Below are 14,327 nucleotides of genomic sequence, written 5' to 3'. Positions count from 1 at the left end.
AACATGCAACAATTTCAAGAAAAATATCTTTCGGAGATCGAAGCTGTGATTGTTCGATTTCTAGAAGAGCATACAAGTGATCAAACGTTGAAAGATAGTATGCTCTACTCCATTCATGCTGGCGGTAAACGAATTCGTCCATTGCTGTTGACAGCGACCGTTGCTTCTTTCCATAAGTCAATGACGTTGGGAGTATACCAGACTGCAGCAGCCCTAGAGATGATTCATACCTATTCACTGATTCATGATGATTTGCCGGCGATGGACGATGACGCCTTGCGACGAGGCAAACCAACAAACCATAAAGTCTATGGAGAAGCACTAGCGATCCTTGCTGGGGACGGTCTATTGACTGCTGCGTTTCAGTTGTTATCGTTAGCTGATCTTGAACCAGATAAGAAAATTTTGCTTTTGCAGCAGCTTAGTCATACGGCAGGCACAGCGGGGATGGTGGCTGGACAGGCAGCAGATATCCAAGGGGAAAATCAGCAACTCACACTTGATGAGCTGATCAGCATTCACGAACGCAAAACAGGTGAACTGATTCGTTTTGCAGTGATTGCAGGTGGTATTTTAGCGGATCAGACAGAAGAAGTTATCCAGCTGCTCGATCAATTTGCTCGTCATATGGGCTTAGCCTTCCAAGTCCGCGATGATCTTTTAGATGTCACCAGTACAACAGAAGTATTGGGCAAGATTGTCCATCGAGATGATGCACTAGCTAAAAGTACTTATCCGGCTTTGCTAGGACTTGATGGCGCTAGTGAAGCGTTGAAGGATGAATTGAATCAAGCGTATGCTGTGTTAGATGAACTGAGCAGTTATGGTCATTTCGATCAACGATTGCTCGCATCCGTTGTCAAACAATTCGAGATTAGAGGAAAGTAATGAAAAAAGAACGAGTAGATGTTTTAGCGGTCCAACAAGGACTTTTTGAAACCAGAGAACAAGCGAAACGCGGTGTCATGGCTGGATTAGTTTACACAGAGAAAAATGAACGTTTAGACAAACCAGGTGAAAAAATCAGCGGGGAGACACAGTTGCAAATCAAAGGCAAAAAGCTGCCTTATGTCTCCCGTGGTGGCTTAAAACTTGAAAAAGCTTTGAAAATTTTTGACTTTGTGGTGAAAGACCAAATTCTGCTGGATATTGGTGCGTCTACCGGCGGCTTTACTGATGCAGCTCTGCAGAATGGGGCAAAAATGAGTTATGCCTTAGACGTTGGCTACAATCAATTGGCGTGGAAACTACGTCAAGATCCGCGAGTAGTCGTGATGGAACGTGTGAATTTTCGTTATGCCAAACCTACTGATTTTTTAGAAGGATTACCAGAAAGAGCAACCATCGATGTGTCATTTATCTCTTTGAAGTTGATCTTGCCGCCGTTACATGAAATTCTCGTAGACCAAGGAGAAGTCATAGCGCTGATCAAGCCCCAATTCGAAGCAGGGAAAGCATCTGTCGGAAAAAACGGCATTGTTCGTGATCCTGCAGTCCATCAAAGGGTTCTCGAAGAAATCTTGGACTTTGCCCAATCGAATGGCTTTAATATTCTTGATCTTAGTTTTTCACCGATCACGGGCGGTGAAGGCAACATTGAATTTTTGGTTCATCTACAGAAAGTGCAGAATGGTGATGGCACAAGGAAAGCTGAAATCTCTGTCCCTCAGATCGTTGCTGAAGCACATGAAACCTTTCATCATCCAAAAACTTACTGATTTTGCAGAGCTGGTATTTTACATGCCGGCTCTCTTTCTTTCTGTCTAAAAATAGGATAAAATTAGTAGGAATTCAATCAGGAGGAACGAGAGATGAGAAAAAAAGAGCGTCATCGTTTGATAACACGATTGCTTAGTGAGCAAGATATTCAAAAACAGGAAGAATTTGTCGAATTGCTTCAGGAAAAAGGGGTGTCGGTCACACAAGCGACAATTTCCCGCGATATCAAAGAAATGAAGCTAGTCAAAGTCCCTTCACAAAAAGGTGGCTACCGCTACAGCATTCCTCAAGAAACGTCAGAAGATGTCATTGCCAAATTAGAAAAGATTTTGAAAGCTGCCTTTGTTTCTGTTGATCGAATGGATAAATTCGTTATTTTACGCACATTGCCGGGAAATGCTTCCGCTTTGGCAAATTTGATCGATAAACAATATGCAAAGGAACTGTTTGGTACCTTAAATGATGATGACAATGTATTGATGATCACTAAAACAGAAGCAGATGCAGAAACTTTGTTTAAAGATTTTCAACGATTTATGTAGAGGAGGCAATCCATGCTTTTAGAGTTGACCATTCAAAATTTCGCAATTATTTCCCACTTACACCTTTCTTTTCATGAAGGAATGACAGCTTTGACAGGTGAAACAGGTGCCGGGAAATCAATCATTATTGATGCGATGGGCTTGTTAGCCGGCGGACGCGGATCTACTGACTACTTGCGTCAAGGAGCAGAGAAATGCCGACTGGAAGGCCTTTTTGAATGGCCGCAGCAGTCAGAGTTTCAAGAACTGACAGAAGAATTAGGCATTGATCAAGAAGATGTGCTGATCGTCCAACGGGATATCACACAAGCAGGAAAAACAATCTGTCGTGTCAATGGACGTACGGTCACCTTGGCAAGTCTGCGAAAGATTGGTCTTTTTTTAGTTGATATTCAAGGACAAAACGAACATCAAGAGTTATTACAGCCGGAAAGGCATCTTAGCTTGGTAGATGGGTTTGGCGATGATGGTTTCAAAGCAGAACTGTTGCACTATCAGGATGCCTATCAGGAATACCGCAATTTAGAAAAACAGGTTCGCAATATTCAGGAAAATGAACAATTATATGTTCAACGGATGGATATGCTGCGATTCCAACAAGAAGAAATCGCACAGGCTGAATTAATCGAGGGCGAAGAAGAAAATCTGATCGAAGAACGTGAGAAGTTAACCAACTATCAGAAAATCGTCGATGCACTGGGGCAAAGTTATGGTGCGCTCTCTTCAGAAGAAATGAGCAGTGTCGACGGTGTAAGTGTGGCACTGTCCGAGATCCAATCTATCGCCCACTTAGATCAAGCCTATGAAAAAATCACTGAAACGATCCAGAGCGCTTATTATTTGTTGCAGGATGCTGCTTCTGATATTTCACGACAATTAGATAACCTTGAACTTGATGAAGGACGTCTAGAAGAAGTTATCAACCGACTGGAAACGATTCGTCAATTGAAGCGCAAATACGGCGAGTCCATCTCCGTCATCCTAGCTTATTATGAAGAAATTAGTAAGGAGATCTCTGAATCTGCCTATACTGAAGGCCAGCTGGAACAGTTAGAAGAGCAATTGACAGCTAAGGCCGATGCTGTTTGGGCTCTTGCTGAACAACTCCATGTCAAGCGGCGAGAAATCGCACATCGATTAGAAAAAGAAATTGTGCAAGAATTGAACGACCTCTATATGGAACATGCACAGTTTGAAGTTCGCTTTGCAAATGGCAAGCAGTTGACAGCTACTGGATTTGATAGTGTGGCTTTTTATCTCACGACCAATCCTGGGGAAGGCATGAAGCCGTTGGTTCGGGTAGCATCTGGTGGTGAGCTGTCTCGTATCTTATTAGCATTGAAATCGATTTTTTCACGGAAACAAGGGATCACGAGTATTGTTTTTGACGAAGTAGATACCGGAGTCAGTGGCCGCGTGGCGCAAGCAATTGCTGAAAAGATCTCAAAAATTGCGTTGAATTCCCAAGTCTTGTGTATCACTCATTTGCCGCAAGTAGCCGCAGTAGCTGATTATCAATATTTTATTGAAAAAGCGATCCAAGAAGGACGGACGGAGACTCGAGTTCGTCAGTTATCCTATGAAGAACGAGTGACTGAGATTGCTCGTATGTTATCAGGAGCAGAAATCACAGAACTGACAGTAGAGCATGCGCGTGAATTGTTAGCCTTGGCTCATCAGTAAATGCTTGAAAGAAGTTACCCACAAAATGGAAACGCGAACGCAAGTGCCGCTCCCTTCAAACTAGTTAAGAAGCGACTGCTTGGTTCAGGCGGTTCCATTTTGTTGATTTTGGAGGATGGAAAATGAAAAAATATCAAAAAATACTACTTGGTCTAGTGATCGGTTTACTGCTGATCGGTGCAGGTGGATGGTTGGGCTGGCAAAAATTACACTATCCGGCAAGTGAAGCCGCTCAAGCAGCTCTTTCAAAAGGGCAAGAGAAACGAGATGCGCTTTATTTCTCTGGAGACCCTGAAAAACCACTCGTTGTTTTTTATCCGGGAGCACTAGTAGATGCAGAAAGTTACAGTATTTGGGCAAAAGAGGTGTCTGAAAAAGGATACTCGGTTGCAATCGTCAAGATGCCCTTTGATATGGCGGTCCTTGGGGGAAATCGAGCAGAGAATATTTTAAACGAATTTCCACATAATGGCTATGTGATTGGCGGGCATTCATTGGGTGGCGTGATGGCAAGCCGTTATGCCGCTAGTCAAAAGAATGGCTTAAAGGGAGTCTTTTTCTTAGCGAGTTATCCAGATGAAAAAGGCAGTTTAGCAGAGACTAATTTGCCTGTGCTTTCTCTCACTGCTAGCAATGACGAGGTATTGAATCAAGGGAATTATCAAGCAGCAAAAACCTATTTGCCGGATTCAGCTATTTTCGAAACAATCTCAGGAGGCAATCACGCTGGTTTTGGTAGTTACGGCTCACAGCGTGGTGACGGAGCTGCCGCGATTTCAAATGAGGAACAACAACAACAGATCGCTGAGAAACTCACACAATGGTTAGATAACCTGGATAAAACACAATAATCCGTTATTTTGGACAAAAAAAGACGGCAGAAGCTGGTACATAAATGACCACTTCTGCCGCTGTTTTGATTCAACATACATTTGGGGAAATGTTGATGAAATCACGAAAACGTCGAACATAATTTGGGGCTATTCTTGATTGGGGAAGCAAGAAAGGTTATTATGTTCTTTTAATAATTGTTTTCTTATCCAGTATAGCACAGTAAGAATTGACAATATACTTCTTTTTACTAATTGAAAAAAATTTTTACTTTTTTACTTTTAGTTATTTTCTGTAAGTGATTGTAGGAAATGGAGTAAATTTTTGTCAGGAGTGAGAAATATTAGCAAATAATAATTTTCAACAATTTCATAAAATGGTAAAATGGAAATAATTGTATTTAACTTTGGAGAGAACAAGGAGCGTTATCATGAAAAAATTGAAATTTTTGGGACCAGTTTTAGGCTTGGTCATTCTATTATCAGGATGTGCAAAATGGATCGATCAAGGGGAATCGATCACCGCTGTCGGCTCATCCGCATTACAGCCGTTAGTAGAGACTGTGGCAGAAGAATTCCAAAATGAAAACCCAGGCAGATTTATTAATGTTCAAGGTGGCGGTAGTGGTACAGGATTGAGTCAAGTTCAAGCAGGTGCTGTAGATATCGGCAACTCAGATCTGTTTGCAGAAGAAAAGTCTGGTATCGATGCTAAAGCACTTGTGGATCATAAAGTAGCTGTAGTAGGAATCACTCCTATTGTAAATAAAAATGTCGGTGTATCTGATATCTCTACAGAAAATTTACGAAAGATTTTTCTAGGCGAAATTACCAACTGGAAAGAAGTAGGGGGGAATGATCAAAAAATCGTTCTATTGAACCGTGCGGCAGGAAGCGGAACAAGAGGAACTTTTGAAAAATGGATCATGGATGGAGAAACAGCAATCCCATCGCAAGAACAAGATTCAAGTGGAATGGTCCGTTCGATTGTTTCGGATACGCCGGGAGCTATCAGTTACGTTGCATTCTCTTATGTGACGGATGATGTCAATGTTCTTTCTATTGATGGCGTAGCACCGACAGACGAAAATGTGACGACAAATGACTGGAAAGTCTGGGCGTATGAACACATGTATACGAAGGGAGAACCTACAGCACTGACAGCAGAATTCTTAGAGTATATCCTTTCGGATGAAGTTCAAGAGCACATTGTTGGGGATCTTGGTTATATTCCTATTTCAAGAATGCAAGTTGAACGCGATTGGGAAGGAAACGTCATCAAGTAACCTTTACACAAAATTTACAATGTTGCCGAAAAATTTACAAAAGGTTTAACAGAAATTGATGTTCGAACGATAAACTAATATTTGTGAATTTAGTTTGATTTTTGAGGAGGAATCCCTCGTGGAAAATGTAAAAGAAGTGTTAACGAAAAAATCTAAGCGAGCAAAAATGGAGCAGCGGGGAAAGCTCATTAGTTTTCTTTGTATCGCATTGATCGTTTTGGTTGTGATTTCAATTTTTTATTTTGTAGCAAGTCGTGGGCTTGCCACGTTTTTCGTTGATAAAGTAAATGTGTTTGATTTCTTGTTTGGTACACAATGGAACCCTAGTGCTGTTGGTCCAGATGGACAGCCGCTTGTCGGCGCATTGCCGATGATCGTCGGCTCATTTGTGGTAACTTTCTTATCAGCGATTATCGCAACACCATTTGCGATTGGTGCAGCTGTCTTTATGGTAGAAGTTTCCCCTCGCAACGGTGAAAAGATTTTGCAGCCAGTTATCGAGTTACTAGTGGGGATCCCATCCGTTGTTTACGGATTTATCGGACTATCCGTGATTGTTCCAGCGGTCCGTTCTGTTTTTGGCGGTACTGGTTTTGGGATTCTGGCAGGGACATTTGTTCTGTTTATCATGATCTTGCCAACTGTGACGACAATGACTGTCGATGCGTTGCGAGCAGTCCCAAGACACTATCGCGAAGCCTCACTTGCTCTTGGAGCAACAAGATGGCAAACGATTTACAAAGTTGTTTTGCGGGCAGCAGTTCCAGGGATTTTAACAGCTGTCGTCTTTGGAATGGCTCGGGCATTTGGTGAAGCATTGGCCATCCAAATGGTGATCGGGAATGCGGCATTGATGCCGTCTAGCTTGGTGACACCTGCTTCAACATTGACATCGATTCTAACGATGGGAATCGGAAATACGATCATGGGGACTGTTGAAAATAACGTGCTATGGTCATTAGCGCTGATCTTATTATTAATGTCTTTATTGTTCAATATTGTGATTCGATTGATTGGTAAGAAAGGAGCGTTGAAATAATGAATGCAAAACGCTCAGATAAAATTGCGACTGGTGTGCTTTATGCTGTAGCAGGAATCATTGTTTTGATTTTGGCTTCTTTATTGCTTTATATCTTAGTACGAGGGATTCCTCATATTAGTTGGGAATTTTTGACCTCACCTTCCAAAGCTTATCAAGAAGGTGGTGGGATTGGGATTCAGCTATTCAACTCATTGTATCTTTTATTGGTTACAATGATCATTAGTTTCCCGATTTCATTAGGTGCCGGGATCTATTTATCCGAATATGCGAAAAAGAATTGGTTTACAGATGTAGTGAGAACATCGATTGAGATTCTTAGTTCGTTGCCTTCAGTTGTAGTCGGTCTTTTTGGTTTTTTAGTCTTCGTTATCCAATTCGGTTACGGATTCTCGATTATTTCAGGAGCCCTAGCACTAACGTTTTTCAACTTACCATTACTAACAAGAAATGTAGAAGAATCATTGCAAGCCATCCACTATACACAGCGTGAAGCTGGGTTGTCGCTTGGATTGTCACGCTGGGAAACAGTCATGCGAATCATCGTTCCTGAAGCAACACCAGGGATATTGACTGGTGTGATCCTAAGTTCAGGACGTATTTTCGGGGAAGCCGCAGCATTGATTTACACCGCAGGTCAGAGTGCGCCAGCGTTAGACTTTTCAAATTGGAACCCGCTGAGTGTTTCCAGCCCGATCAGCATTTTCCGACAAGCGGAAACATTGGCTGTCCATATTTGGAAAATCAATACAGAAGGAACGATGCCTGATGGAATCCAAGTTTCAGCTGGCGCTTCAGCTGTCCTGATCATCGCTGTTCTATTGTTTAACTTTGGCGCTCGTGCAATCGGTAAACGATTGTATAAGAAAATGACGTCAGCATAAGGAGAATCACTGTATGAATGATTATAATTGGGAAGAACGCAATATCATTACCTTTGATCGACCAGAAGACGTCGCTCTTTATACAAATGATCTGCACGTATGGTATGGAACGAATGAAGCGATCAAAGGAATCGATCTGCAATTTGAAAAAAACAAAATTACCGCATTGATTGGACCTTCTGGTTGTGGGAAATCGACCTATCTTCGTTCATTGAATCGCATGAACGATGGTATTGCGAATACGAAAGTAACGGGTCAAATTATGTACAAGGGTGTCGATGTCAATACGAAAGAAGTCGATGTCTATGAAATGCGCAAACGGATTGGTATGGTTTTTCAACGTCCAAATCCTTTCAGTAAATCAATTTATGACAATATCGCATTTGCTTTGCGTCGTCATGGTGAAAAGAACAAGAAGAAATTAGACGAGATCGTTGAAACAAGTTTGAAACAAGCCGCTCTGTGGGATCAAGTCAAAGACAGCCTGGATAAAAGTGCTTTAGCATTGTCCGGGGGGCAACAACAACGTCTGTGTATTGCTCGTGCCATCGCTATGAAGCCGGATATTTTACTTTTGGATGAACCAGCGAGTGCGCTAGATCCAATCTCTACCGGAACGGTTGAAGAAACATTGGTCAACTTAAAGCAAGATTATTCGATTATTATCGTGACGCACAACATGCAGCAAGCTGCACGGATCAGTGACTATACCGCGTTCTTTTACTTGGGAAATGCAATTGAATATGATCACACACGAAAAATATTCACGCGTCCTAAAATCCAAGCAACAGAAGATTATGTATCAGGTCACTTTGGCTAATCTGATCCGATCAGTAAACGGAGGCTAAGAAATGGCAGAAGAAATTATCACATCAAAAGATCTGCATTTATATTATGGAAAAAAAGAAGCACTAAAAGGAATCGATCTTTCCATCAATAAAGGAGAAATTACTGCAATGATCGGTCCTTCCGGCTGCGGCAAGTCGACTTATCTTCGTTCGTTGAATCGGATGAATGATTTGATTCCTGGTGTCACGATCACAGGGAGTGTCGTATATAAAGGAAAAGACATCTACAGTCCGCAACAAGATACAGTAGATTTACGGAAAGAAATCGGTATGGTTTTCCAACAACCGAATCCATTTCCCTTTTCGATTTACGAAAACGTTATTTATGGGTTAAAATTAAAGGGTGTCAAAGACAAAGAGATTCTCGATAAAACCGTGGAAGAAAGCTTGAAAGCTGCCTCAGTATGGGATGATGTCAAAGATAAGCTTCATCAAAGTGCGCTTTCTTTGTCTGGCGGCCAGCAACAGCGGGTTTGTATTGCCCGAGTATTGGCTGTCGATCCGGAAATCATTTTATTAGATGAACCAACCAGTGCGTTGGATCCTATTTCATCAGGTAAAATCGAAAATACCCTTTTGACACTAAAAGAACGATACACAATGATCATTGTGACTCATAACATGTCTCAAGCTTCAAGAATCTCTGACAAAACAGCCTTCTTCTTAGATGGCAACTTGATCGAATTCAATGATACCAAGAAAGTATTCTTAAGTCCGAGGGAGAAAGAAACAGAAGACTATATTTCAGGAAGATTTGGTTAGGAGGAAAAAGCAATGTTGCGTACACAATTTGAAGAAGAATTACTGAATCTTCACAATCAATTTTATGAAATGGGGATGCTTGTAAGTAGTGCGATCCATAAATCTGTTCGTGCTTATGTGAAGCATGATAAAGAGATCGCTCAAGAAGTAATAGAAAACGATGAAGCAATCAACAATATGGAAGTTCGACTTGAGAAGAAAAGTTTCGAAATGATTGCCTTGCAACAACCTGTAACGACTGATTTGCGAATGATCATCACTGTGATGAAAGCTAGTTCCGATTTGGAACGAATGGGAGATCACGCGGTATCTATCGCAAAGTCAACGATTCGTGTTAAAGGCGAGACCCGAATTGCAGAGATTGAGAAAGAAATTTCCGATATGTCTGACTATGTCAAAAAAATGGTGGACAATGTTTTGGTCGCTTATGTAAAAACGGACCAAGAAGACGCCCGGATGATTGCACAAATGGATGAGCGGGTAAATGATTACTATCGAGATATCTATTATAAAACGATCGATAGCATGAAAGCCAATCCTGAGACAGTTGTCAGTGGTACGGATTATCTTTCTGTGGCCCAATATCTCGAGCGGATTGGTGATTATGTCACAAATATTTGCGAATGGATCGTTTATTTGGCTACTGGTAAGATCAGTGAGTTAAATAGTAATCGTTCTGAGCTGATGTAGTGAGCATATCTTTGTTCAAAATATAGATTTAGCTCATCAGCTTTCACATGAATGTATATTATTATTGTATGGACTGTACTGTAAGAAGAGAGATGAAAAATAGCGTATCATTGATCTGGGATCATGGATAAACTATTGGAAAACGTGTGAGGTTATTCCTGCGCTATTCTGTTCTTCTGTAGTACAGTTTTTTTGTAGTTTTTTAGATAAAGCTGATAAGCACAAGTTTTCCTTTCACAAAGAATCATCTTCTCTGATTTCAAGCAGAACAATTACTCTTTTATTGAAAGAACTTCGGATTGATAAAAACTTGGTACTTAAGACCTATGACAGTTTGCGGAAAAACAGGCATAATAGGTTCGTAAGCTAAACTTGCAAACAAAAATTTGCTGAAGGAGGCAATTTCCATGAACGAAAGAGAACGTGTATTGGATTTAGTGAAAAAAGGTGTGCTTTCTACAGAAGAAGCATTGGATTTGCTGGAAGGAATGGCAAAAGCCAAAGACGAGAATCAAATCAACAAAGCTGCAGCTGAAGTATCCGCTGATAAGACAAATAATGACTTTTTTGAAGAAGTTGAAGAAGCCCACGAGAAAGAAGAAGCTTCTTTTGATGGTGAAGAAAAACTTCGTCAAAATGAAGCACAAGATAAAGAAAATCTTGAAAAAATCTTGGACGGATTGGCAACTGAGGCAAACCAAGCTTCTGCTGAATTAGATGAGATCAATGTAGAAATTCAAGGTGTAAAAGAGGAACTGAAAGAAGCACAAGAAGTCCTCATGCAATTGAACACAAAAGAGGAATTGGATCAATTATCTGAAGAAGAACTTGCAACACGGCAAGAGACGGAAGCGACAATCGCTTCTCTAGAAGATTCATTAGATAGTTTGAGCGAAGAAAAAGCGACATTGGATGCGAAGTTGAAAAATATTCGCAAAGACCAATGGTCACAAACAAAAGAAAAAATCAGCCAAAAACTTGATATTCCAGATGACTGGAAAGAACAAGCCTCTGATACATTTACTCAAGTCAGTGAAAAAATGGTTGATGCAGGTACTCAATTTGGCCAATTCTTGAAAAAAACAGTTCGTGCTGTTTCAGAATCAGTGAATGACAACATGGAATGGAAAGATATCAATCTGAAAGTTCCAGGAGTAGCAGCAACGAAATTTGAACATACCTTTGAATATGCTGAAACAGAAGCAACATTGATCGATGTGAAATTAGCAAACGGAAATGTTGAATTCCGCTTGTGGGATCAACCGGGTGTGAAAGTGGATGCTAAAATCAAACTCTATGGTAAAATGGATGCTGCAACACCTTTCGATGCTTTTGATGCACGAAGCCAAATTGATGTTGACGATGAACGCATTTCATTCCAAATTCCAAACAAGCGTATCCGCGCTGATCTGGTTTTCTATCTGCCGACACGTACCTATGATCATGTTGCAGTGAAATTGTTGAACGGGAATGTAACATTTGACGAATTGGTGGCAAGAGATGTTTATACGAAATCAACCAACGGTACGATCGATTTCCGCAAAGTAGATGCTACGATGTTGGAGATTGAAGGTGTCAATGGAAATATCTTGGTTCAAGATGGAGATATCCTTGATGCTATCATTGAAACTGTCAATGGGGATGTTACTCTTACCGCGACACCACAAAATACTGGAATTTCTCTAGTGAACGGGAATATCCGAATCACTTACAAAGAAGACCGACTACAAAAATTAAATGCTAGCTCAGTCAACGGAAATGTCAAAGTAGCATTACCACAATCAGTTGGATTTGAAGGCTTGGCAAAAACCAGCTTAGGAAGTATCAATCAACGGCTGAGCAATTTTGAAATCGTGCGTGAGAAAAAAGAACGTATGAACCAATTATTGCAATTCCGCCGCGTAGCTGATAAAGTAGCACAAGTCGATCTTTCAACAACGACTGGGAATGTCTTTATCAAAGACACAGAACAATAATCTGATTCCATCAGATCTATAGATAGATTGTCAGAAGGAAGGTGAAGGTAAATGAACAAACGATTAACGAAATCAACCAATAATGTAGTGATTACAGGTACTCTGGGAGGTTTAGCAGAATACTTAGGAATCGATCCAACGATCATCCGTGTGATCTATGTCTTTCTATCATTAGTGACAGCTGGTTTCCCTGGGATCACCCTTTATGTCATCATGGCGATCTTGATCCCTTCTGGACGCAAAAGCTCTGGTGGATATGGACACGACAATCAGTACTACAAAGCGAACAACAAAGAAACAAATCGTCCGCGCAAAGAAGCAGATAAAGTCGAGGATGAGGACTGGAGTGACTTCTAATGTCCTACTTTCAACGACTGATAATGAATACACTCACCTTTGTTGCTCTGGCAGTATTGCTGCCAAACATGGTCCATGTACGTAGCATCATGATGGCATTAGTAGCCAGCTTTGTTCTCTCTATTTTAAATGCGTTGATCAAACCAATCTTGAGTATCATCTCATTTCCATTAACGCTGTTGACATTTGGGCTTTTCAGTTTTGTCATCAACGCTTTAATGCTAAATTTGACTTCAACTTTTGTAGGAGCTGCTAACTTTGGCTTTTCCTCATTTGGTGCAGCGATTCTGGTTGCTTTGATTATGTCAGTGATCAATATGATTGTGACTGAACACCATATTGAAAAATATACAAAATAAAACATCCACACGTTTCTGATACATAGCTAGCTATGTTGAAAGAACGTGTGGATGTTTTTGTTTTTTAATATTAAAGAACAATGTGAACAAACAAACTGTAATAATAAGAAAAGCAAAACATCTTTTTTTGTAATATTTATAAAAGAAAGACAAATCCGCCAATTATTTCTTCGAAATAACCATTTTTTGTCATGTTCATCTAGCTGTGTCATGTTAAATTGAGTAGAAAAATCTGTGAAAATACTCGTGTCTATTAGTTCCATTTGTTATTGTTTCGCAGTGATAAATATTGATAGAAGTAGTATTTTATGAAGGGGATCGATGGGAATACGAGCAGTATCATCGCACCACTTTTTTGACTAATAGCTATTCACTAAAACGAATAGTCTAAGCAGTTAAGCCGCCCACGCTAGAGTACCATTCTAAAATCTACGGAAACAATTCTTGCTGAATATCCACTATGACTAACTAAGTGAATAGTTACATTGTTCTTAAATACAGCTGAATTTTTGCACAAAGGTTCTTTTAATGCGCTTGAAAGTGCAAGCGGGCATTTTTGATTAATAATACAATTAAAAATGATGTAAAAAAGGAGAACTTAGATGTCTGCAAATTTAAGCAACTTTGCTGTTTATGTAGTAGATGATAATTTTTTTAATGGAGAGTGGCTAAAAAAAGCGATCCAAGAATGCCAACTTCCGTGTGCTTCAGTAGAAATTTTCCTGCCGGACCAATTTGAGCGTTTTATTAATGAACACCTTACCGATATCAATGATTTATTCTTATTTTCCACTGATATGAAAGGATATGATCGAGGTTTTCAATTAGCAGGAAGATTGAGAAGCCAATGTAAAAAATGTCAAATAGCTTTTTATGGAATAGATGCTTCAAAGATACAGATGAAAAAAATGAACCTCCTGTGCCCATTAGGGATCATTGATACAAAAGAAGCGTTTAAACACCAACTAAGAAACTTGTTAATTGAAGCAATAGAAGTAAAGCAATCATTATTAGGCAAAAAGCACTTATTAAAGCTTGAAAACAAACGAGAATTGATCGTTATGGATGCAGAATCAATCAACTATATCACAACGGTCAAAGAAGAGCGCAACCAAATCGTTCTTCACCAAAAGAAGTCGATCGAATACATTGAGATGTCCTTGAAAGTCATCAAGCAATTGGACCTACCCGCTTATTATAAAGTGTTTAAATCCTACATTATCAATACAGGACAAATCAGGAAAATTGATCGAACAAACAACATTCTTTCTTTTTTTAGCGGTGAAGAATTAGAAGTGGGTAAGAAAATAAGAAAAGCGATTGATTAAAAATACATATATAAATTGGAGGAG

15 protein-coding genes are annotated in these 14,327 nt (G+C 40.1%); all 15 read left to right on the top strand.

The genetic code is table 11. From position 1 onward, the window contains the following. Positions 1-3 precede the first annotated feature (3 nt). The 15 genes from IGJ45_RS10130 (at position 4) to IGJ45_RS10060 (ending at position 14,303) form a co-directional block, all read left to right on the top strand. Positions 4-888 (top strand): polyprenyl synthetase family protein, encoded by an 885-nt coding sequence (locus IGJ45_RS10130; protein WP_438768769.1) that lies wholly within the window; start codon positions 4-6, stop codon positions 886-888. Continuing rightward, a complete protein-coding gene (locus IGJ45_RS10125; protein ID WP_171917332.1) occupies positions 888-1,718 on the top strand; it encodes a TlyA family RNA methyltransferase in 831 nt (276 codons plus the stop codon). Before IGJ45_RS10130 ends, IGJ45_RS10125 begins: the two co-directional genes overlap by 1 nt. A 93-nt stretch (positions 1,719-1,811) precedes the next feature. After that, complete coding sequence (gene argR, locus IGJ45_RS10120) at positions 1,812-2,261, top strand: arginine repressor (RefSeq protein WP_003126212.1); 450 nt, start codon at positions 1,812-1,814, stop codon at positions 2,259-2,261. A gap of 12 nt (positions 2,262-2,273) precedes the next feature. Continuing rightward, positions 2,274-3,944, top strand: a complete 1,671-nt coding sequence (recN, locus tag IGJ45_RS10115; protein ID WP_103299678.1) for a DNA repair protein RecN — start codon at positions 2,274-2,276, stop codon at positions 3,942-3,944. Between the two features lie 122 nt (positions 3,945-4,066). Further along, positions 4,067-4,795, top strand: coding sequence for an alpha/beta hydrolase (locus tag IGJ45_RS10110; RefSeq protein WP_156247406.1), 729 nt, complete (start codon positions 4,067-4,069; stop codon positions 4,793-4,795). 410 nt (positions 4,796-5,205) lie between these two features. Then, complete coding sequence (locus tag IGJ45_RS10105) at positions 5,206-6,060, top strand: phosphate ABC transporter substrate-binding protein PstS (protein ID WP_003126216.1); 855 nt, start codon at positions 5,206-5,208, stop codon at positions 6,058-6,060. A 118-nt stretch (positions 6,061-6,178) separates the two neighbouring features. After that, complete coding sequence (pstC, locus tag IGJ45_RS10100; RefSeq protein WP_003126217.1) at positions 6,179-7,099, top strand: phosphate ABC transporter permease subunit PstC; 921 nt, start codon at positions 6,179-6,181, stop codon at positions 7,097-7,099. Next, entirely contained in the window at positions 7,099-7,983 is an 885-nt protein-coding gene (gene pstA, locus IGJ45_RS10095; protein ID WP_003126218.1) for a phosphate ABC transporter permease PstA, read from the top strand. Before pstC ends, pstA begins: the two co-directional genes overlap by 1 nt. A 13-nt stretch (positions 7,984-7,996) precedes the next feature. Continuing rightward, a complete protein-coding gene (pstB, locus tag IGJ45_RS10090; RefSeq protein ID WP_003126219.1) occupies positions 7,997-8,803 on the top strand; it encodes a phosphate ABC transporter ATP-binding protein PstB in 807 nt (268 codons plus the stop codon). Positions 8,804-8,834: 31 nt separating this feature from the next. Continuing rightward, entirely contained in the window at positions 8,835-9,593 is a 759-nt protein-coding gene (pstB, locus tag IGJ45_RS10085; RefSeq protein ID WP_003126221.1) for a phosphate ABC transporter ATP-binding protein PstB, read from the top strand. A gap of 12 nt (positions 9,594-9,605) precedes the next feature. Further along, positions 9,606-10,283, top strand: a complete 678-nt coding sequence (gene phoU / locus IGJ45_RS10080; protein ID WP_003126222.1) for a phosphate signaling complex protein PhoU — start codon at positions 9,606-9,608, stop codon at positions 10,281-10,283. 407 nt (positions 10,284-10,690) lie between these two features. Beyond that, positions 10,691-12,259: a daptomycin-sensing surface protein LiaX gene (gene liaX / locus IGJ45_RS10075; protein WP_005471173.1), complete on the top strand. Its 1,569-nt coding sequence runs from the start codon at positions 10,691-10,693 to the stop codon at positions 12,257-12,259. A gap of 51 nt (positions 12,260-12,310) precedes the next feature. Continuing rightward, positions 12,311-12,616: a PspC domain-containing protein gene (locus tag IGJ45_RS10070; RefSeq protein WP_003126224.1), complete on the top strand. Its 306-nt coding sequence runs from the start codon at positions 12,311-12,313 to the stop codon at positions 12,614-12,616. After that, on the top strand, positions 12,616-12,975 hold the full coding sequence (locus IGJ45_RS10065) for a phage holin family protein (RefSeq protein ID WP_003126225.1): 360 nt from the start codon (positions 12,616-12,618) through the stop codon (positions 12,973-12,975). The genes IGJ45_RS10070 and IGJ45_RS10065 overlap by 1 nt, the downstream gene beginning before the upstream one ends. Before the next feature lie 602 nt (positions 12,976-13,577). Then, entirely contained in the window at positions 13,578-14,303 is a 726-nt protein-coding gene (locus IGJ45_RS10060) for a LytTR family transcriptional regulator DNA-binding domain-containing protein (RefSeq protein WP_081131622.1), read from the top strand. The last annotated feature ends 24 nt before the right edge of the window (positions 14,304-14,327 follow it).

Source organism: Enterococcus sp. DIV0574 (genome assembly GCF_051711125.1).
GTDB classification, from domain to species: Bacteria; Bacillota; Bacilli; order Lactobacillales; family Enterococcaceae; genus Enterococcus_D; species Enterococcus_D gallinarum.
Note: the sequence above shows the minus strand (reverse complement) of the source record. Positions and strands in the feature narration are given on the sequence as shown.

What these genes read in the sequence shown, in the direction of transcription:
- IGJ45_RS10065 (WP_003126225.1), top strand. Translation starts at nt 12,616, where the DNA reads ATGTCCTACTTTCAACGACTGATAATGAATACACTCACCTTTGTTGCT.
- recN (WP_103299678.1), top strand. Translation starts at nt 2,274, where the DNA reads ATGCTTTTAGAGTTGACCATTCAAAATTTCGCAATTATTTCCCACTTA.
- phoU (WP_003126222.1), top strand. Translation starts at nt 9,606, where the DNA reads ATGTTGCGTACACAATTTGAAGAAGAATTACTGAATCTTCACAATCAA.
- argR (WP_003126212.1), top strand. Translation starts at nt 1,812, where the DNA reads ATGAGAAAAAAAGAGCGTCATCGTTTGATAACACGATTGCTTAGTGAG.
- pstA (WP_003126218.1), top strand. Translation starts at nt 7,099, where the DNA reads ATGAATGCAAAACGCTCAGATAAAATTGCGACTGGTGTGCTTTATGCT.
- pstB (WP_003126219.1), top strand. Translation starts at nt 7,997, where the DNA reads ATGAATGATTATAATTGGGAAGAACGCAATATCATTACCTTTGATCGA.
- IGJ45_RS10070 (WP_003126224.1), top strand. Translation starts at nt 12,311, where the DNA reads ATGAACAAACGATTAACGAAATCAACCAATAATGTAGTGATTACAGGT.
- pstB (WP_003126221.1), top strand. Translation starts at nt 8,835, where the DNA reads ATGGCAGAAGAAATTATCACATCAAAAGATCTGCATTTATATTATGGA.
- IGJ45_RS10060 (WP_081131622.1), top strand. Translation starts at nt 13,578, where the DNA reads ATGTCTGCAAATTTAAGCAACTTTGCTGTTTATGTAGTAGATGATAAT.
- IGJ45_RS10105 (WP_003126216.1), top strand. Translation starts at nt 5,206, where the DNA reads ATGAAAAAATTGAAATTTTTGGGACCAGTTTTAGGCTTGGTCATTCTA.
- IGJ45_RS10125 (WP_171917332.1), top strand. Translation starts at nt 888, where the DNA reads ATGAAAAAAGAACGAGTAGATGTTTTAGCGGTCCAACAAGGACTTTTT.
- liaX (WP_005471173.1), top strand. Translation starts at nt 10,691, where the DNA reads ATGAACGAAAGAGAACGTGTATTGGATTTAGTGAAAAAAGGTGTGCTT.
- IGJ45_RS10130 (WP_438768769.1), top strand. Translation starts at nt 4, where the DNA reads ATGCAACAATTTCAAGAAAAATATCTTTCGGAGATCGAAGCTGTGATT.
- IGJ45_RS10110 (WP_156247406.1), top strand. Translation starts at nt 4,067, where the DNA reads ATGAAAAAATATCAAAAAATACTACTTGGTCTAGTGATCGGTTTACTG.